The following is a 16,413-nucleotide window of genomic DNA, read 5'->3' on the forward strand; positions in this document are numbered from 1 at the left end:
TGGCATGGTCAATCTGTGACACTAGAAATGCATTGTTCGACTTCAGAATCTCTTTCCGTAATTTATACAGGGTTTCAAGGGTAGCGGTTCCAACAATTATTCATTCCCCCGCTTTCCCCAATATTGGAAGTACGTGGTCTCTATATAGCCATTGAACAGTTTACGGCGCTTCGTCGCACGCTTCCCTACTATATGTTCGAACATTTTATTTGAAGTCAGCAGATAGACGCTCAGCGTCGGGTCGGCAACCATCATATCGCCAAGCCGTCTGTACATCTCTTCGACTTCTTTTGCCTCCCCGATGCGTTCGCCGTAAGGTGGATTGGTCACCAGTTGGGCATATTCATCTTCAATCTCGAAATCATGGATATCGGACACCAGGAATTCAATATCATCCTGCAGGCCGACTTCGAGGGCATTATCTTTAGCGACTGATATCATTTCAGGATCGATATCGGCGGCGATGATTTTGATGTCCCGCTCATAAAGGGCCGCTTCTTCCAGCTCCATACGCATATTCTGCCAATCCGCCTCCGGGATGATATCCCATTTTTCGGCATCAAAAGTACGGTTCGAACCGGGTGCGATATTGAGCGCCATCAACGCGGCTTCGATCGCGATCGTACCGGAACCGGCAAAGGGGTCTATCAACGTTTTCGAGCCGTCATAGTTGGCCAGTTTGAGCATGGTGGCGGCCAACGTTTCTTTGATCGGCGCCTCCCCCTGGCCCGTACGGTAGCCGCGTTTATGGAGGGCATCGCCACTTGTGTCGATGGTCAGCACTGCCCGGTCTTTCAGTATGGCGATGTCCACTTTGTATCTTGGACCATTTTCAGGCAGCTTGCCTTTAATGTTGAATGCTTCCTTAAGATGTTCGACGATGGCTTTTTTTACGATGCGTTGCACGTCGGGTACACTGTACAGCGTCGACTTATGGGAGCGGCCTGTAACGGGGAACGCAGCCGCTGGACCAAGTATATCTGACCATGGCAATGCCTTCGTCTGTTCAAAAAGATCGTCGAAGGATGTCGTTTCAAAATCCCCGACTATGATGCGGATGCGGTCGGCTGTGCGCATCATCAAGTTTGTCCGGATGATGGCCGTTTCATCGCCCTCAAAATAGACCCGTCCATTTTCGAGTGTCGCAGGATAGCCAAGCGCCTCTATTTCATCGGCGACGACCCTCTCTACGCCCATTGGTGTGTTTGCCAGCAGTTTGAATTGCATCTAAAAACCCTCTCTTTTTTTATGTATGACCCATAATCTATAAAATAAAAGCTCCCCATTTCGTAATGGAGAGCATGTCTAGTCCGGTGTCTCTGTAAGCCATGTTCTGTACCACCGTGCTGTCATGTGCACTAGTTACACTCGCACAGTGGTGATAATCATCTGTCTATACTACAAAGTAGTATCTCTCCGCCGGTTGAATTCCCATTGGAAAGTGCTCCTACCAAATTTGGATTGCTCACTCGAGGGGTTTACCGCGTTCCACCTTCTGCATTTCTGCAGAAGCTACGTCACTGTGGCACATTTATGACTACCGGGACCATATTCTCACTTAGGCCCTGTCGTCGCCGTCAGCCTTAAGCTGCCCTGACTTATTGTTTCGTCAGGCACGAACACTACACTCATCTCAGAAGTGTGTGAGCATGGACTTTCCTCTATGCATCAGAGTGCATAGCGATTATCCGAGACATACCGGTTCGAATCAATTTACTTTAGACTGTCCAAACACCTTTTTCTCCAGATTGCTCAAGCGTTTGAGTATATCGATCTGGTGGTTTTGCGTCTGGTTATCAACGGAGCGTGATTTAGTCGCTACACGAATCCTCAGTTCCTCTACTTCCTTTTTGAGGCGGGCATTCTCATCTTCCAGTCTTTTGAGGCTATTATTCATATCAGCCATCTTCTGATAGTCGCTGATGACATCATCAAGGAAACTATCTACCTCAATCGGCTTGAATCCTCTAATAGATTTTTCGAATTCTTTCTCGAATATATCTTTTGCTGAAAGCTTCAGCGTGTACTCGCTCATTGTATCACCTCTCATAAGCGGAATCTATGAAAGCATTGATTTCGTCAAATTGTATTCTTTCAATATTATACGGCCTATCTTCCTTTAGTTCAAGCATTTGATCATATATGAATCGGGTTTTTGACTCGGCCTGTTCATCATATACGATGAGGGCCTGGTCCGAATGGTCGATCAGGAATCGGTTGATCATCGGGAACATCCGCGGAGATTCGTAAGGTCTGTCGAAGATGAACTGGTGATGATCGCTGTTATCTAAAATCTGATGCAACAGCAGCGCATCGTCCTCCTTGTACCGGTCGTCGAAGCCGTGGAAGGGCTTCAGCACCGAATACTTGAATGTATATTCCTCTTTCAGCTCGATCATCGCCAAGGCGGCGTAGAACTCGATGCCGGTGTACCCTTGGATGATGAACCATTCGGTGCCGTTATCGATATATTCCTTCAATTTGAATTCCATGAAGTCTTTAAGCACCTGGGCTTCAGGCTGTGACGATTTGAATATACCGAGCTCATAAGGCCTGTAGCCGGCGATCAGTGTCCGCATCAGAATAGCGCCTCCCTTTCGGCGTGGGCCAGCCACATGTTGAGGAATTTGTATTTCTCGCGGGAAACTTTCTTACTGAAGCGGCGCATATGGCAAGCCATCAAGAGTTCCATGAATTCCTCTTCGGCCTTTTCACGGGTGGCAGCGTTGAAGCGGAAATCCGTCTTCATGTTCCTTATGGACATTACGGTCTCTTCGTTATCTTTAAGGAACGGTTCGATCTCCTCATCGAAGTCGAATTCATATCCTGCCCTGGCCTCCTCGTACCTCCGGGCAACTTCATCAAGCAATGCGCGCAGTTCGGAAAAAGAGGGGTTTCTTGACAAAAATGCTGCACCTCCTATAATTATCAATGTTTAAGTCAGCGTAAATATTGTATAATGATATATCATCATACACAATAACGAAAGGTGATGGGCATGAAGTACCCTAAAGGCACGAAGCCCCGGCACAACAATCCTGCTTCCCGGAAGAAGTCGAGAAGCGGGACGGTCCGCTACGGATCGCGGGGAATGACGCTGGAAAAAGATCTTGACCATACCAATCAATTCTACCTGGAGACGGGACGGGCCGTCATACACAAGAAACCGACGCCCGTGCAGATCGTCAATGTGGACTACCCGTCAAGAAACAGGGCCAAGATCGATGAAGCCTACTTTAAAGTACCGTCGACAAGCGACTACAATGGCATATATCGAGGGAAATATATAGACTTTGAAGCGAAGGAAACGCACAACGAGTCCCGTTTCCCCTTCATCAACATACATGAACACCAGGTTGACCATATGACACGGTGCCATAGGCATGGCGGCTTAGTCTTTATCATCCTCCGCTTTTCATTCTATGGGGAGACGTATATGATGCCCTTTGAAAAGTTCCTGCCGTTTTGGGATGCTTATAAAGATGGTGGCAGAAAATCAATCAGATATCAAGACATCAAGGATGAGAGCATCCTGCTTAAGCAGGCCATAAACCCGCGCATCCAATATTTGGACGCTGTAGATGAATTCTATTTCGAGAATGGAGAATGACAATGGCACAAAATTATAAGAGAAGTTCTGGAAAGCCACAGAAGAAAGGTGGAAAACGCTCCAGGTCATCAATGATCAAACGCATAGTTTTATGGCTCCTGCTCATCGGCCTGGTCATGCTGGTTGTCGGGTCCTTCCTGTTCGCCTACTATGCATCGAAAGCCCCCGCCTTCAGCGAGGAGAAGCTGAAAGACCCGATACCTGCTAAAATATACGATAAGGACGATGAATTGGTCACGAAATTGTTTGAAGGCCAAAAGCGGGAACTGCTGGACATCGACAATACGCCGGAATACGTCACCGACGCTGTGCTGTCGGTTGAGGACGACCGTTTCTATGAGCATGGGGCTGTGGACTTCCGGAGACTCGGCGCAGCGGTGCTCAACAACGTTACGGATGGTTTCGGCAGTCAGGGAGCGAGTACAATCACGCAGCAAGTCGTCAAACGGGTCTTTCTGACCGAAGAGAAGACCATCGCCCGAAAGGCACAGGAAGCGTATCTCGCCTATCGCCTGGAACAGGAATATTCGAAGGACGAGATACTCGAGATGTACTTGAATAAAATCTACTACTCGGATGGGATATACGGCATCAGGACAGCTTCAAAATACTATTTCGACAAAGAGCTTGATGAATTGAACCTGGCGGAAACAGCCTACCTTGCCGGATTGCCGCAGCTGCCCAACCGGTATAATCTATATGTAGATGGCGAATCGGGAACCAACCGGGCCCACACTGTACTGAATCTCATGCTGCATCATGAACGCATCACCGAAGAACAGTACAATGAAGCGATAAATACGGACATCACAGCGAATCTGGTGAGCCGCTCGGAAGAAGAGCGTGCTTCTAGCGAACCGGAAGATCCTGAATATGCCTCATATATAAATATGGTCAAGCAGGAACTGCAGACGAACGATAAATTTAAAGATATGGAGCTTGGTGAAGCACTGGCAAGCGGCCTGTCGATCTATACGAATATGGACAGTGATGTCCAAGCAGAGCTTCAGACTATGGTCAATGACAGAGATTATTATTATAATGAAAAATTCAAAAGCGAGCACTTCAATATTGCGTCCACCATACTGGATACACAGACAGGTGATCTGGTCGCCATCTCTGGAGGACGTGATTACCGTGAAGTCGTCATGCATAACCAGGCATTGGTCAAAAAGAACGTGGGGTCTACAATGAAGCCTTTCCTTTCCTACGGCCCTGCCATAGAACATATGAAGTGGCGGACGGATCATCTCATTGAAGATGAAATGGAATACCAACCCGAGGGCTTCAATCATACAATCCGCAACTATGATATGCAGGATCACGGAGAAGTTACGATGAGGGATGCCTTGAGGCAGAGCTTCAATATTCCGGCAGTCAAGACTTTTGAGGCTGTAAAGGAAGAAGCGGGAGAAAATGCGCCTGAGGAATTTGCGGAAAATGTCGGACTTGAGTACAGCACTGAGGACGAAGACGATCTGTCGTTGACGTTCAATGATGTGCTCGGGGGCGGTGAGCATTCAGTGTTCAGTCCACTGGAAATGGCCCAAGCCTATGCTTCTTTCGGCAACGGTGGTACTTACAATGAAGCGCAGTCAATCCGCTACGTCGTCACCGATGAAGGTGAAACCATAGAGTTTGAGAGCGAATCCGAAAAGGCTATGGAAGATTATACAGCCTACATGATGACTGATATGCTAAAAGGCACTTTCGAACCTTACGGCAGTGCAGACTTCATTCCAATGAATGGCCTGAACATAGCCGCCAAAACAGGAACCACTTCCTACTCGAAAGAATTGAGGGAAGAGAATAATCTGCCGACAATGCAGCGAAAGATGCCTGGATTGTAGGATACACACCTGAGTACACAATGAGTGTGTGGACCGGGTTCAACAAAACCCTTGAAAATGGTGAGGCGTCATTCGTCGGTCAGGATGAGCACATTACGCCGCAATGGTTCTTCAGGGATATCATGCAGTCGATCAGCACCTATAATGGACAAGATTTCGCAAGGCCTGATAGCGTTGTCCAGGTGAACGGCAATGAACTCGCCGTTCGGGGCAATGAAGGACTTCAGTCTACAGAATCCGGCAGAAGACAACAACAGAACACTGAAACCGAGAAAACAGTAGAAGAACCAAGTCAGGTCATTACAGAAAGTGAAGAAGAACCAAGCACGCAGGAAAATACTACTGAACCATCAACACAGGAAGAGACTACCGAAGAGCCAACTGAGGAAACGACTTCTGAACCGGTCCAGGAAGAAACAACTGAAGAGCCGACCCAAGAAGAAGCCACTGAAGAGCGGACAGAAGAACCGACTTCTGAACCGACTGAGGAGCAGACGGAAGAAGCGGCGCCTTCTGTTGAAGAACCAGTGGAGGAACAGACGGAAGAAGAGACAGATGAAGCGGCATAAAAAATAAGCACCCCAGCTGGGGTGCTTATTTTTTGTTTCTCCTGACGCAATAGGAGGCGTGCTTTTTAACGAATTCCGTATAAATCAAATTCAACTGGACGATGCTGTGGTATTTATAGGGGTTGGCTTTTATATAAGAAATCCTGTCGCAGTAATTAAGGGGAGGACTTCTGGGTGATCGTCTGCTTCTAGTTCCGATAAGTGCTTTTGGATATGATCGGTGACGAGTGAATAGTATTTGTCGTAAAGGTCATGGTCAGGCTGATGGGCATTTTTGATGAGTGAACCGTAGACTGCCTCGATCGTCACAGTAGCCCTGCCTTCTTCATCCGTTTTTGCCCTTCCCTACAATCGTCGAGAAGCGGACACGCTTCACACTTCGGGTTTCTCGCGGTGCAGTGGTATCTGCCGAAGAAGATCATCTGATGATGGGTCCTACTCCATCTATCTTCAGGGACTTTCTTCATGAGGGTCTGTTCCACCTCAAGCACAGAGTCTTTATGCCGTGCAATGCCCAATCGCTTGGATACACGTTCGACATGCGTGTCCACCGCAATTCTCGGGACGCCGAATGCCACTGAAAGTACAACATTTGCGGTTTTTCGGCCGACTCCAGCAAGGCTGACCAGATCATCGTAATTATCAGGAATTATTCCGTCAAAACGCTCAATGACATCTTTGCTTAATTTTTGGATGTTTTTGGCTTTATTTCGAAACAGGCCGATTGATCTGATGTCCTGTTCCAGCTCAGCCTGCTCGACCGCAATAAAATCCTCGGGTCCTTTATATTTCTTAAAGAGCTCACGAGTCACCTTATTGACGAGGTTATCTGTACATTGTGCAGAAAGGAGGACGGCTATAGTCAGTTCAAACGGGTTCTTATGGACGAGTTCACACTCGGCATCTGGGAACATGGCGTCAATCTTATCTATCATTTCTATGGTTTTTTTCCGGCTAATCAAAGACATCTTCTCCTTCCAACCAAGATCTGAGGGGCATATGGGTGCTGGTTTGAGGTGACTTCTTGCTTCTCGGCTGACTGAGGATGCGCTCGACATACTGAAGGGATGTCACTTGATTCTGATAGGCAAGATCGACAGCTTCTTTTATTGACTCAGCACTATTTGCTGGGTCTTCAAGCCAGCTGTTGATCCTTTCGAATTCATTCGGGCTGATGACACGGCCATACAGTGCTTCAATATATTCGAATAACGAGCGTATTTCCGAAGGATCCGGCTCTGCTGCTTTTCCTCGATGAACTGTGGAAGTTTCCTGAACAGTGGTTCGAGCGAGAAATGTTCGACATACCGGCCTTCATCTTTGACTGTTTCGACCTCAAGCAGTCCGTTTTCGATCAGATGTTGGATGACATCCGAAACTTCTCCAAATGATATCGTCATCCCTTCAGAAAGGTGTTTGAAATCAGGCAGTTCTGCTGACTTCTGACGAATATCAGACAGTCTTATGACGATGATCAATGATTTCTCATCCAACCCGAGTTTAGAGTAATTGTCGAGTAGAATTTTATTGACCGGCACATTCATATACTGTATATAATCTGCAAGCATGATAAAAGCTCCTTATAAAAATATCGCCTTGCGGCGATATTGGTTTTATGGGTAGAGGCGGTTGAGCAGGCGTGGGAATGGTGCTGTTTCCCTGACATGCTGTACACCACTCAGCCAGGCAACAGTACGCTCGAGGCCGAGTCCGAAGCCGGAATGCGGCACGCTGCCGTACTTCCTCAATTCAAGATACCATTCATAGGCATCAAGGTTGAGTCCGCTTTCTTCTATCCTTTGTTTTAATGTGTCATAGTCATGGATTCTTTCACTGCCTCCAATGACTTCTCCATACCCTTCCGGTGCAATCAGATCGGCACATAGGACGGTACGTGGATCCTCGGGATTTTCTTCCATATAGAATGATTTTATCTCTTTTGGATAGTTGATTATGAAGACGGGTTTATCGAAATGGTTGGCGATTTCGGTTTCATGTGGCGCTCCGAAGTCATCCCCCACTCTATATCTTCAAAACCTTTTTCCTTCAACAATTCTATCGCATCAGTATAAGTGATGCGCGGAAACGGCGCTTTGATCCTCTCAAGCGCTGCTGTATCACGGTCAAGCCGTTCAAGGTCGAGCTTGCAGTGTTCCAGAACTTGCGTAACCAAGTATTCTACATACCGTTCCTGAACTTCAAGGCTGTCCTCATGCTTATAGAACGCCATTTCCGGTTCGATCATCCAGAACTCTATAAGGTGTCGCCTTGTCTTCGATTTTTCGGCACGGAATGTAGGTCCGAAAGAGAACACTTTTCCATGAGCCATTGCTGCCGCTTCTGCATATAGTTGGCCGCTTTGTGAGAGGTAGGCATCTTCATCGAAATATTTCGTATGGAACAGCTCTGTCGTACCTTCCGGTGAACTGCTCGTCAGTATCGGCGGATCGATCTTTTTGTAGCCGTTATCGAAGAAATAGTCATAAGTGCTCTTGATGATCTGGTTGCGGATGTTCATGACGGCGTGCTGCTTCTTCGAACGCAGCCACAGATGCCTGTTGTCCATAAGGAATTCAGCGCCGTGATTTTTCGGTGTGATCGGATATCCATGGGACTCATGGATGATTTCAATGCCCTCGACTTCCATCTCATATCCAAACGAAGAGCGGTCATCAGCTTTGATGGTGCCGGTAATATACATGGAGGTTTCCTGGTTGAGGCCCTTGGCGGTTTCGAATAGACTTTCGTCATTTTCTTTTACTACGATGCCTTGCATGAAACCTGTCCCGTCTCTAAGTTGTAGGAACTGAATCTTGCCGCTCCCTCTTTCTGGAGCAGCCAGCATCCTATCGTTACTTTCTGTCCTTCATGTTTTGGTGCCTGGTTAATTGAAATCTTCATGTCAAACTCCTTTTGCATGTTGTGCTATGAATTTTTTGATGCGTTCAAGCGCTTTTTCCATATCTTCTGCGCTCAATGAGTAGCTCAGGCGGATATTGTCGGGTGAACCGAATCCGGAACCCGGCACTACAGCCACATGCTGTTCTTCAAGCAGCTGTGCGACGAAATCATCGACACTATCGAATCCGCATTTAACAGCACACTCCTTGAAATTCGGGAAGAGGTAGAATGCGCCTTCTGGTTTTATGCAAGTTATATATGGCAGCTCCATCAATTTACTGTACGCTTTATCCCGGCGTTCCCGGAAAGTATTGTTGTATTCAACCAGATACGAATCTTCCATCTCATAAGCCGCTACCGCAGCCCATTGTGATGGTGTGGCAGGGTTCGATGTCGAATGGGTCGTCAAGTCAGTCATCGCCTTCATGAGGTCACGATCGCCACAAGCGTAACCGATGCGCCATCCGGTCATCGCATGGGATTTGCTGACACCATTTACGATGATGGTGTTCTGCTTCATCTTATCGCTCATCGAGGCAATCGAGATGTGTACATTATCGTAGACGAGTTTTTCGTATATTTCATCAGCCACTACGATTATATCCGTCTCTTCGAGATAATCTGCAAGTGCCTGGAGTTCGTCTTCTGTGTAGACCATGCCACTCGGGTTGCTTGGTGAGTTGAGGAGCAGCATGCGTGTACGGTCAGTCACGTGACGCTGAAGTATTTCCGGCGTCATTTTAAAGGACGTGGATTCATCTGTATGCATGATGACTGGCTTACCTTCGGCCAGTTTAACCTGTTCAGTGTAACTTACCCAGTAAGGGGTCGGTATCAGGACTTCATCCCCTGGATTCAAGGTCGCCTGGAAGATGTTGTAGAGGACATGCTTTGCACCGCTTCCAACGAAAATCTCTGATGTGTCGTATTGCAGGTCATGGTCCAGTTTCATCTTTTTTGAAATGGCTTCTTTAAGCTCTGGAACACCAGAGGCAGCGGTGTATTTGGTATGGCCTTCTTTTAGCGCCTGGTAGGTTTTCTCGATGATCTCATCTGGTGTATTGAAGTCAGGTTCTCCTGCTCCAAGGCTGATGACATCAACGCCCTGGGCTTTCAGTTCTCTTGATTTGGCTGTGATGGCCAATGTCTGGCTTGGTGTGATGTTCTTTATTTTTTTAGAGAGTTGCATCGTCTGTCTCCTTTAATAGTGTTATATCCATTATAAGTCACGAAGCAAAGCTTTGAAAGACTCAGTGTTTCCTTCTATGACGTTTTCGTCAGGGAAGTATTTCAGAAAGGCATTTTTATACCTTCTGCTGAGCAGCCGTTTATCGAACAGGAACAGAAGCCCCTTGTCAGATGGTTTGCGATGGATGCGCCCTGCTATTTGACGGAATTGAAAGACAGCTTCCGGCAGATCATTTTTATAGAAATGCCTGAAGTCCGGCTGTTTTGGCACGGGGAATGGTAATTTTGTCAGCATTAGGCTCTTCAATCCATCCCCCTCTATATTGATGCCTTCGTTGAAACTGGAAGTGCCAAGCAAAATGCTGCGTTCCAGCTGATTGAATTGGGACAGCAACTTGTCGCTGGCCATTCCTTTCGTCTGCCTAAGTATGACGAAGCTTTCGAATGTTTCGATGGCTTCCATGTATTCATATACTTTATCAAGCAGTTCATAATTGGAGAATAGAATCATTAGTTTTTGATCCGTTTCACTCAAATAGACGGCCATGTATTCCACGATTGACGAGATGAAGGCATCGTCATTGATATTGTAGTCCGGCACATCTTCAGGAATGAAGAGCTTCGTGCTGTTGAACAGGGAATCATTCGCAAAGACTTTGGTGCGGGGCTCATGCTCTCCGAACCAATAATCAAGGTGGCTGAAGCCGCCGTTCACCTCGAGGGTCCCTGAGAGCAGTATGGACGCCGAGTCGCGTACCACTCTCTCTTTGATGGTCTCCATATCATCAAGCTGTATATGGATTTTTATCTTTTGGAAATTAACGTCAACATCAAGAGAAAAGCGCTCATTTTGAAGCCCTTCGTATATCTGTTTAAGCACCATAGCATAATGGTGCATATGGTTATAGATCGCCTGGTAGTCGCCTGTGTCCCTGACGATGCCAAGGAATGTCGAGGCATGTCTTGAGCCTGTCTCAAGATGTGCCATAAGCTGGGTTCTATTGCCGGCCGAGATGGCGCTGAAGATATTATCGATATTATGGTTGATGCGTTTTAATATATCCTCCAGCATTTCGGCATCCGCCGCAACATTCTGTTCAAGGTAGGTAGAGAGTAGTCTATCCTGATTGGTGGTGCCTATCTGTCCAATGAAGAACTTCATGTCCTGATAGCCATAGGAGACCTTCAGGCGCTCATCGAGCGCGCGCTTCAGCTGATGGGCCTCATCGATGACAAGCACTTCTACATCCTGTAGGTATTCAACACAGTCTGTAAGGAAATAATGGTTGGTCACTATCAAAGTCGACTCTTCGGCACGTTTTAGGGCACGGTTGAAGAAAATCTCCCCGAGTGTCCCGGATTGGATCGACGCAGTCCGGTAGTAGGATTTTTCAGGTCCCCTTAAATGTATTTCCGCTATATCCCCTGTTTCAGTTTCCAAAAGCCATACGAGCAATTTCATCTTCAACTGTATGATTTCTGTATTATCATCTTCAGCGGAGAGCAGGAGTTCTACGGCATCGAGATCAATGTAATTATCTTTTCCCTTCAAGCTGGCTGTCGGTATATCTTTGCCAAGCGCCGCCTGCAGCGATGCCAATTCATCTTTGATGATCTGGTTCTGCAGAATCTTCTTCGACGTGGATATCAACACTTGTTTTCCATACAACGAATGATAGCTTACGGCTGCAATAAGAAAAGCGATGGTTTTCCCAATACCAGTATAAGCTTCCACCGCGAGGTTTTCAGATCGTTCCATCGCTTCGAATATTTCTTTCGCAAGATGCAGCTGGTCCGCCCTGAAGTCTTTATGTGACCAGCGTATGTAGGCACCATACATTTCGTCCACTGACATGGGAGCAACACTCGCCGGCTTCGTTGTGACTTTACGGATATGGAAGGTGCCATACCGTTCGAGATGAGTCGTCTTTGATGCTGTAGATTCTGCTGCTACAGAAAAGATCAGATCTGAAAGGTTAAACTTCAGGGGTTTGGATAAATGGTACAAAAGTTTCAAAGTCTCTGTATCGAGTGCAGTGATCTTAGTGAGCAGATGGATGAGCAGTTCTCCAGTAGCCCGCGCATCTTCATCAGCCCTATGGGCGTTTGACAGTTCAAGATCTAATACTTGCGCAATTTCATTAAGCTGAAAGCGCTCGAGCGTGGGCAAGAAAATCTTGGATAGTTCAACGGTGTCGAGCAGATATAAAGGCCTGAAGGAAATACCACAGGATTTGAAGGCCATTTCAAGAAACCCGTAGTCGAATTCCACATTATGTGCCGTAAATACACATCCTTCAAGCATATTCGAGATGTGTTTTGCAACCTGTTTAAACTTCGGGCACCTTCCAGCATCCCGCTGTCAATCCCCGTCAAATCTTGGATGAAAGGAGAGAGCATGACTTCATCCGACAAAAATGTAGTATACTGATCGACTATCTTCAAGTTTTCAACTATTACAATACCTACTTGTATAATGCTGTCTCTATTCCGATCGTTGCCTGTTGTTTCAAGGTCTACAACCGCAAATTTCTGATGTTGCATCTTATCACCGATTCCCCACTATAATTCTATATCTGCACTGATTACTCTTCTGAGTCGACCATTTTCATCTACCACTTCAAGGAAGCCATCCTCATCTATATCAAGTGCCCGAGCCATGTATGAATCTCCTGTCTCGCTGATTTTTAAATATTTGTCGAATATTATCGATTTGGCTTTCCACTCGTCCCTGATGGCAGTGAATGGATGCTTTAGGAACAAACCATAATAATGTTCCAGGTTTCTAAAGAGATACTTCATGAAAATATCCGTATCGAGCCCTTCCCCATCTCCGCTTCGATGGAAGTTGCCCTCGGCAAGGAAGACAAAGCTGCGTCATTGAATATATTGATGCCGATGCCGCATACCACAGCATTGACGGCATTCCCTTCACTCACTACTTCCGTCAGGAATCCGCATACTTTCTTATTATTGATATATATATCATTTGGCCATTTTATGCCGCTCGATAGACTAAAAGTTTCATCAATGGACTTGGAGATGGCCAACGAAATGAATAAATTGAACCGGATGATGTCCGTCAGTGGCACGTTCGGTCTCAATACGAGTGAGATATAGAACCCCCGCTGTTTGGGAGAAGCCCAATCACGGTTGAATCGGCCACGTCCTTTCGTCTGCTCCTCTGAAACCACGACAAATGCACCATCATAGGTATCGAGCATCTTAAAAGCAATATTCTGCGTCGAGTCGACCGTCTGCAGATATTCGATATGCCCGAACACTTCGGAGTGTTCCACCAGAACTTCCAAGGCGGTCTGATTTATGTAGCCGGGCGGAGCAATCAACCGATGACCTTTATTCGGTACAGATGTAATCTGATAGCCTTCCGCTTTTAGCGCTTTAATGCTCTTCCATACTGAAGTTCTGGATATGCCAAGCTGATCCGCCATCGACTGGCCTGAAATGTATTCATCATTCTTTAATAATCTTAATATGTCCTGTTTCGATTTCGACATGGGCGTCCATCCATTTCATGATTTCATACTTGTCATTCTTTAAATTACCACGCAGAATCTCTTCTTCAAGCGCCTCCATGATTGTACGGATCCATTTGCCACCAGACAGATTAAAATACGCCATAAGCTGCTTGCCATCGATGGCAATATCTTTTTGTGAATGTATCGGCAAATCCGACTTCACCCCTATCGCGGCAGTTATATTCTGCACCTTCAGCGGTGAAGAGAAAAAAGGATTGGCGCCCATCATGGAGGACGCAACAGATAGTATTCTATCAGAAAAATTATATGCAAGCATCAAGTAATCTTCGTGTGCAGCATCCTCCGACAATTTTAATATCTGGTTGATTTCATTTTTCATCTCGTTCGAAAGTTTCAAGGTGTTGAGCGCATCATATAAATCTTCATCAAGCCAAATCTGCAGTGCAATCTCTTCCAGTAATGATTTTGGCCGTGTTTTGAGGAATGATGTTTCACACACATGTTTGAAGAAAGGGAGATGCGCTGTAATCCCAGTTTTGATAAGGACATGTTTTGCTTTTATATTATCCTGCCCAGCATACAATTTTACAAGCTCTGCCACTGTTCGCTCTACTGCCACATGTTCAAGGTATTTGGCACTCTCAGTCATGGCGTCTTGCGTGGCTGTTTCAACGTCAAACTGCAGCTGGGAAGAGAAGCGTGCTGCCCGCAACATCCTGAGGGCATCTTCACCGAATCGTTCCCTTGGGCATCCGACAGTCCGGATGATTCCACCTGCTATATCAGCTTTGCCTGAATAAGGATCTAAAATCTTGAAATTTTCATCCATGGCCATCGCATTCATCGTAAAATCCCTGCGCTCCAAGTCCGTATAAAGCCGGTTGGTGAACGATACGCGGTCCGGCCTGCGAAAATCGCTGTAGCCTTCTTCTGTGCGGTACGTCGTGACTTCAAAGGAGACACCTGAAATCCTTACGATGACCGTGCCATGTTCCTTACCCACATCGATCGTCTGCGGGAATAGTGATTCTATCTGATCCGGAAGAGCGTTGGTTGTGATATCTACATCATTCACCGTGCGTCCCATATAGTAATCCCGTACGCAGCCTCCAACAAAGTATCCCTCGAACCCGTTGGATTTCAATGTCTTCAGTATCTCTCCACCTAAAATAAATAACTCATGCATTGTCTGCATCTCCTAACAGATCTCCATAAAGCTTCTCGTACTGACTGACGATGACGTTGGAGTGAAATCTTGATGCAATATCCGACAACATATTCCCCTGCATCTCCCTATATAAAAAAGGGTCTTTCGCCAGTTGCATGATATGCTCTCCGGCACTTCTGTAGTCCCCGACCTCAACTAGAAATCCAGTGTCTTCATTTCTGATCACTTCACTGATGCCACCAGCCACACTGCCGATAGGTACTGCGCCGCAGTTCATCGCTTCGAGCAAGGCTAATCCAAAGCTTTCCTTCTCACTCAGCAGCAGGAAAATATCGCTCATCAGATAGAATGACCGCACATCCGTCTGCTGACCGGCGAAGATGACATGGTCTTGCAGCCCCAGTGACTTTACCAGTCTTTTGACACTGTTCATTTCGGGACCATCACCCACCAGTACCAGCACTCCATCGAGTGCTTCATGCACAGTATGGAAGGCCCGCACTATATCATCGATGCGCTTGATCTTCCTGAAATTGGAGGTGTGCATCAATACGATAGTGTCTTCATCTATACTGAAACGTTCCTTCATCTTCTGCTGCATCATCTGGCGATGTTCAACATTAAAATAATTTTCATCGACGAAATTATGTACGGTGCGGATCTCTTTCTCCGTCTCTATCACAGCTTTCGTCTGTTCCTTTAAGCTCTCGGAAACTGCCGTAACAGCATCAGAGCCGTTTATGCCAAAACGGATGGCGCTCACTAACGACATATCGTAGCCGAGCACTGTGATGTCTGTACCATGGAGGGTGGTTACAACGGACACCTCCCGTCCAGCCATCTGCCTCGCCAGTATACCGCATACGGCGTGGGGCACTGCGTAATGCATGTGGATGATGTCCAGGTTATGCTCAAGAATCACTTCAGAAATCTTACTTGCGATGGTTATGTCATATGGCGGATAACGAAAAACGCTGTAATCATTGATGTCCGTCTGGTGAATATAGATGTTGGGATGGCTTGTGCTTAGACGGAACGGTACATTGGAAGTTATGAAATGGACCTCGTGCCCCGCTCTGCCATCTGTATACCAAGCTCGGTGGCGATGATTCCGCTGCCGCCCACACTTGGATAACATGTAATGCCAATTTTCATAGTGCTACTCCCTTTCCGTGCGTGTCAGATGGTACAGGACTGCTTCCGCAGTGCCCTCATTGGTTGCTAGAGGCACGTCATAGACATCGGATAACCTGAGCAGGGCGGTAACATCCGGTTCGTGCGGTTGGGCAGTGAGTGGATCCCTGAAAAAGATGATACAGTCTATGGCTTTATTCGCGACCATAGCACCTATCTCCTGGTCGCCCCCTAGGGGACCGGATTTACAGCGGTTGACCGGCAAACCTGTATGCTCAATGATGCGTCCTCCGGTAGTCCCTGTCGCAAAGAGCTCTTGATTTTTGAAGAAATCCAAGTGGATGTCCATAAAACGTAAGAGGTCATCCTTTTTCTTATCATGTGCAATCAATGCAATCTTCATGTTCATCATCCTTTTCTGATCATTCAATGATCGATATTCAAAAGAGTATATATTGTCGAGTTTACTTCATATCATCATTATTTTACCAGA

General features: G+C 46.6%; 18 protein-coding genes, 1 other RNA gene and 3 pseudogenes. 3 read left to right on the forward strand and 19 right to left on the reverse strand.

From position 1 onward, the window contains the following. Window positions 1-96: 96 nt before the first annotated feature. The 5 genes from ACYF68_RS07565 to ACYF68_RS07585 all read right to left on the reverse strand — a co-directional run bounded on the left by ACYF68_RS07565 (window position 97) and on the right by ACYF68_RS07585 (window position 2,905). A complete protein-coding gene (locus tag ACYF68_RS07565; RefSeq protein ID WP_461046152.1) occupies window positions 97-1,227 on the reverse strand; it encodes a THUMP domain-containing class I SAM-dependent RNA methyltransferase in 1,131 nt (376 codons plus the stop codon). Between the two features lie 90 nt (window positions 1,228-1,317). After that, an RNA gene (gene rnpB / locus ACYF68_RS07570) (RNase P RNA component class B) lies at window positions 1,318-1,696 on the reverse strand. A gap of 12 nt (window positions 1,697-1,708) precedes the next feature. Next, window positions 1,709-2,035 (reverse strand): cell division regulator GpsB, encoded by a 327-nt coding sequence (gene gpsB / locus ACYF68_RS07575; protein ID WP_380569479.1) that lies wholly within the window; start codon window positions 2,033-2,035, stop codon window positions 1,709-1,711. 4 nt (window positions 2,036-2,039) lie between these two features. Beyond that, on the reverse strand, window positions 2,040-2,579 hold the full coding sequence (locus tag ACYF68_RS07580) for an SLOG family protein (protein ID WP_461046154.1): 540 nt from the start codon (window positions 2,577-2,579) through the stop codon (window positions 2,040-2,042). Next, window positions 2,579-2,905, reverse strand: coding sequence for a hypothetical protein (locus ACYF68_RS07585; protein WP_461046156.1), 327 nt, complete (start codon window positions 2,903-2,905; stop codon window positions 2,579-2,581). The genes ACYF68_RS07580 and ACYF68_RS07585 overlap by 1 nt, the downstream gene beginning before the upstream one ends. Before the next feature lie 87 nt (window positions 2,906-2,992). Here ACYF68_RS07585 and recU point away from each other — a divergent pair, with 87 nt between their 5' ends. Genes recU through ACYF68_RS07600 form a run of 3 tightly spaced genes read left to right on the forward strand, consistent with a single transcriptional unit; the run spans window position 2,993 to window position 6,029 of the window. Further along, complete coding sequence (gene recU / locus ACYF68_RS07590) at window positions 2,993-3,610, forward strand: Holliday junction resolvase RecU (RefSeq protein ID WP_425568373.1); 618 nt, start codon at window positions 2,993-2,995, stop codon at window positions 3,608-3,610. Between the two features lie 2 nt (window positions 3,611-3,612). Further along, window positions 3,613-5,460 carry a transglycosylase domain-containing protein gene (locus ACYF68_RS07595; protein ID WP_461046159.1) on the forward strand — a complete coding sequence of 616 codons (1,848 nt, stop codon included), beginning with the start codon at window positions 3,613-3,615 and terminating at the stop codon, window positions 5,458-5,460. A 20-nt stretch (window positions 5,461-5,480) separates the two neighbouring features. Continuing rightward, a complete protein-coding gene (locus tag ACYF68_RS07600; RefSeq protein WP_461046161.1) occupies window positions 5,481-6,029 on the forward strand; it encodes a hypothetical protein in 549 nt (182 codons plus the stop codon). 25 nt (window positions 6,030-6,054) lie between these two features. Here the strand turns inward: ACYF68_RS07600 and ACYF68_RS07605 are convergent, their stop codons facing one another. From ACYF68_RS07605 to ACYF68_RS07670, 14 genes and pseudogenes are all read right to left on the reverse strand, one after another. Beyond that, a complete protein-coding gene (locus tag ACYF68_RS07605) occupies window positions 6,055-6,228 on the reverse strand; it encodes a YpoC family protein (RefSeq protein WP_461047534.1) in 174 nt (57 codons plus the stop codon). Then, entirely contained in the window at window positions 6,159-6,338 is a 180-nt protein-coding gene (locus ACYF68_RS07610; RefSeq protein WP_461046163.1) for a hypothetical protein, read from the reverse strand. The genes ACYF68_RS07605 and ACYF68_RS07610 overlap by 70 nt, the downstream gene beginning before the upstream one ends. Next, entirely contained in the window at window positions 6,335-6,991 is a 657-nt protein-coding gene (gene nth, locus ACYF68_RS07615; protein ID WP_461046165.1) for an endonuclease III, read from the reverse strand. The genes ACYF68_RS07610 and nth overlap by 4 nt, the downstream gene beginning before the upstream one ends. Next, window positions 6,984-7,250, reverse strand: a complete 267-nt coding sequence (locus ACYF68_RS07620) for a DnaD domain-containing protein (RefSeq protein WP_461047535.1) — start codon at window positions 7,248-7,250, stop codon at window positions 6,984-6,986. The genes nth and ACYF68_RS07620 overlap by 8 nt, the downstream gene beginning before the upstream one ends. Further along, entirely contained in the window at window positions 7,136-7,597 is a 462-nt protein-coding gene (locus tag ACYF68_RS07625; RefSeq protein WP_461046167.1) for a DnaD domain protein, read from the reverse strand. The genes ACYF68_RS07620 and ACYF68_RS07625 overlap by 115 nt, the downstream gene beginning before the upstream one ends. 45 nt (window positions 7,598-7,642) lie before the next feature. Then, a pseudogene (gene asnS / locus ACYF68_RS07630) lies at window positions 7,643-8,930 on the reverse strand (asparagine--tRNA ligase). Between the two features lies 1 nt (window position 8,931). After that, window positions 8,932-10,119, reverse strand: a complete 1,188-nt coding sequence (locus ACYF68_RS07635) for a pyridoxal phosphate-dependent aminotransferase (RefSeq protein ID WP_461046168.1) — start codon at window positions 10,117-10,119, stop codon at window positions 8,932-8,934. Window positions 10,120-10,149: 30 nt separating this feature from the next. Beyond that, the gene (locus ACYF68_RS07640; RefSeq protein ID WP_461047537.1) at window positions 10,150-11,973 is read right to left on the reverse strand and encodes an ATP-dependent DNA helicase; all 1,824 of its coding nucleotides are present in this window, start codon (window positions 11,971-11,973) and stop codon (window positions 10,150-10,152) included. Between the two features lie 267 nt (window positions 11,974-12,240). Continuing rightward, window positions 12,241-12,662, reverse strand: a pseudogene (locus ACYF68_RS07645) (3'-5' exonuclease); the annotation flags it as partial. Between the two features lie 18 nt (window positions 12,663-12,680). Next, window positions 12,681-12,920, reverse strand: a complete 240-nt coding sequence (locus tag ACYF68_RS07650) for a hypothetical protein (RefSeq protein ID WP_461046170.1) — start codon at window positions 12,918-12,920, stop codon at window positions 12,681-12,683. After that, window positions 12,917-13,636, reverse strand: a complete 720-nt coding sequence (locus ACYF68_RS07655; RefSeq protein WP_461046172.1) for a biotin--[acetyl-CoA-carboxylase] ligase — start codon at window positions 13,634-13,636, stop codon at window positions 12,917-12,919. The genes ACYF68_RS07650 and ACYF68_RS07655 overlap by 4 nt, the downstream gene beginning before the upstream one ends. After that, window positions 13,593-14,804, reverse strand: coding sequence for a CCA tRNA nucleotidyltransferase (locus ACYF68_RS07660; protein ID WP_461046174.1), 1,212 nt, complete (start codon window positions 14,802-14,804; stop codon window positions 13,593-13,595). The genes ACYF68_RS07655 and ACYF68_RS07660 overlap by 44 nt, the downstream gene beginning before the upstream one ends. Next, a pseudogene (gene bshA, locus ACYF68_RS07665) lies at window positions 14,797-15,941 on the reverse strand (N-acetyl-alpha-D-glucosaminyl L-malate synthase BshA). Before bshA ends, ACYF68_RS07660 begins: the two are co-directional and overlap by 8 nt. A gap of 4 nt (window positions 15,942-15,945) precedes the next feature. Further along, on the reverse strand, window positions 15,946-16,323 hold the full coding sequence (locus ACYF68_RS07670) for a methylglyoxal synthase (RefSeq protein WP_344702986.1): 378 nt from the start codon (window positions 16,321-16,323) through the stop codon (window positions 15,946-15,948). Window positions 16,324-16,413: the final 90 nt, after the last annotated feature.

It is taken from the genome of Salinicoccus sp. CNSTN-B1 (assembly GCF_054792835.1).

Excerpts from the sequence above, each read along its gene's own strand:
- ACYF68_RS07600 (WP_461046161.1), top strand. The coding sequence starts at position 5,481 with ATGAGTGTGTGGACCGGGTTCAACAAAACCCTTGAAAATGGTGAGGCG.
- ACYF68_RS07650 (WP_461046170.1), bottom strand. The coding sequence starts at position 12,920 with ATGAAGTATCTCTTTAGAAACCTGGAACATTATTATGGTTTGTTCCTA.
- ACYF68_RS07635 (WP_461046168.1), bottom strand. The coding sequence starts at position 10,119 with ATGCAACTCTCTAAAAAAATAAAGAACATCACACCAAGCCAGACATTG.
- gpsB (WP_380569479.1), bottom strand. The coding sequence starts at position 2,035 with ATGAGCGAGTACACGCTGAAGCTTTCAGCAAAAGATATATTCGAGAAA.
- ACYF68_RS07660 (WP_461046174.1), bottom strand. The coding sequence starts at position 14,804 with ATGCATGAGTTATTTATTTTAGGTGGAGAGATACTGAAGACATTGAAA.
- recU (WP_425568373.1), top strand. The coding sequence starts at position 2,993 with ATGGGCATGAAGTACCCTAAAGGCACGAAGCCCCGGCACAACAATCCT.
- ACYF68_RS07595 (WP_461046159.1), top strand. The coding sequence starts at position 3,613 with ATGGCACAAAATTATAAGAGAAGTTCTGGAAAGCCACAGAAGAAAGGT.
- ACYF68_RS07565 (WP_461046152.1), bottom strand. The coding sequence starts at position 1,227 with ATGCAATTCAAACTGCTGGCAAACACACCAATGGGCGTAGAGAGGGTC.
- ACYF68_RS07655 (WP_461046172.1), bottom strand. The coding sequence starts at position 13,636 with ATGTCGAAATCGAAACAGGACATATTAAGATTATTAAAGAATGATGAA.
- ACYF68_RS07625 (WP_461046167.1), bottom strand. The coding sequence starts at position 7,597 with ATGCTTGCAGATTATATACAGTATATGAATGTGCCGGTCAATAAAATT.
- ACYF68_RS07580 (WP_461046154.1), bottom strand. The coding sequence starts at position 2,579 with ATGCGGACACTGATCGCCGGCTACAGGCCTTATGAGCTCGGTATATTC.
- ACYF68_RS07670 (WP_344702986.1), bottom strand. The coding sequence starts at position 16,323 with ATGAAGATTGCATTGATTGCACATGATAAGAAAAAGGATGACCTCTTA.
- ACYF68_RS07640 (WP_461047537.1), bottom strand. The coding sequence starts at position 11,973 with ATGTCAGTGGACGAAATGTATGGTGCCTACATACGCTGGTCACATAAA.